This is a genomic window from Terriglobus tenax (assembly GCF_025685395.1).
GTDB lineage: Bacteria > Acidobacteriota > Terriglobia > Terriglobales > Acidobacteriaceae > Terriglobus > Terriglobus tenax.
Genome location: NZ_JAGSYA010000002.1, coordinates 1 through 1,759 on the forward strand (window position 1 = coordinate 1; position 1,759 = coordinate 1,759).

The 1,759-nt window shown below is 62.9% G+C and carries 1 protein-coding gene; it reads right to left on the minus strand.

Going from position 1 to position 1,759, the window contains the following annotated elements; all coding sequences use genetic code 11:
• The coding region (locus tag OHL13_RS00010) for a phosphoenolpyruvate carboxykinase (GTP) (protein WP_263408063.1) at positions 1-1,757 on the minus strand (1,757 nt) is incomplete at its 3' end.
• Between the last annotated feature and the right edge of the window lie 2 nt (positions 1,758-1,759).

Genomic DNA, 1,759 nt, shown 5'->3' on the forward strand with positions numbered 1-1,759 from the left:
GGGGGGAGGTGGTCATGGAGGAGGAGGAAGAGTTGTTCGTGTCCCATGACCTCCTCGGTCCAGGCCTGGTGGTTGACCTCCTGCAGTTGGTCGAACTGGGTTTTGCTGAACTCCAGGCCTTCCCAGTGCATGTCGTCGTAGCGCGGGGTCCAGCCGATGGGGGTTTCGTCGCTGCCTACCTTGCCTGTTGCACGGTCAACGATCCACTTCAGAACGCGCATGTTCTGGCTGAAGCCGGGCCACAGGAACCTGCCCTGTTCATCCTTGCGGAACCAGTTCACGTGGAAGATCCTCGGCGTCCGCTTCAGCTTCTTCTGCATGCGCAGCCAGTGACGGAAGTAGTCGCCCATGTGGTAGCCGCAGAACGGAAGCATCGCCATCGGGTCGCGGCGCACCACGCCCAGCTTGCCCGCCGCGGCGGCCGTCATCTCCGAGCCCATCGTCGCTCCGGCGTAGACTCCGCTGGACCAGTTGAAGGCCTGGTACACCAGCGGCATCGTCGTTGCCCTGCGGCCGCCGAAGATGATGGCCGCGATGGGCACGCCCGCGGGGTCTTCCCATGCCGGGTCGATCGACGGGCACTGCGATGCGGGCGCGGTAAAGCGGCCGTTGGGATGTGCCGCAGGTGTTGAGGACGCGGGCGTCCATGGCTTGCCCTGCCAGTCCAACGCTTCGGCGGGTGGCTCGTCCGTCATGCCTTCCCACCACACGTCACCCGTTGGCACACCGTTCTTCGTGATCAACGCAACGTTGGTGAAGATGCTGTTCTTCTTGAGCGTGGCCATCGCGTTCGGGTTGGTCTTCGCGCTGGTGCCGGGTGCGACGCCGAAGAAGCCGGACTCAGGGTTGATGGCGCGAAGATGGCCCGTCGCATCAGGCTTGATCCACGCGATGTCGTCGCCCACCGTCCACACCTTCCAGCCATCGAAGCCCTTCGGAGGGATGAGCATGGCGAAGTTGGTCTTGCCGCAGGCCGAGGGGAAGGCCGCGGCCACGTAGGTCTTTTCGCCTTCGGGAGACTCGACGCCGAGGAGGAGCATGTGCTCGGCCATCCAGCCTTCATCGCGCGCGATGTTCGAGGCGATGCGCAGGGCGAAGCACTTCTTGCCCAGAAGAGCGTTGCCGCCGTAGCCGGAGCCGTAGCTCCAGATCTCGCGCGTCTCCGGGAAGTGAACGATGTACTTGGTCTCGTTCTGCGGCCACGGTACATCCTGCTCGCCCGGCGCAAGCGGTGCGCCCACGCTATGCATGCACGGCACCACGCGCTTGAGGTCCTTGTCGATCTCCGCGAAGACTGGCTTGCCGATGCGCGCCATGATGCGCATGTTCACCACCGCATACGCTGAGTCGGTCAGCTGCACGCCGATCTGCGAGAACGGAGATCCGATGGGGCCCATCGAGTACGGCAGAACATACATCGTGCGGCCCTTCATCGAGCCGCGGAAAAGCGACTTCAGCTTCTTGCGCATCACGAAGGGGTCTTTCCAGTTGTTGGTCGGGCCGGCGTTGTCCTTCGACAAGGAGCAGATGAAGGTGCGGTCTTCAACACGCGCTACGTCGCTGGCAGAAGACCGCGCGTAGAAGCAGCCAGGCCAGCGCTCCTCATTCAACTTCAAGAACGTCCCCGCAGAGACCAACTCCCCGCACAGACGGTCATACTCCTCCTGAGATCCATCCACCCAGTGAATCCCATCAGGCTGACACAAATCCACCATCTTCTCCACCCAACGGATCAAATGACGGTTGTGGGTCGGGATCT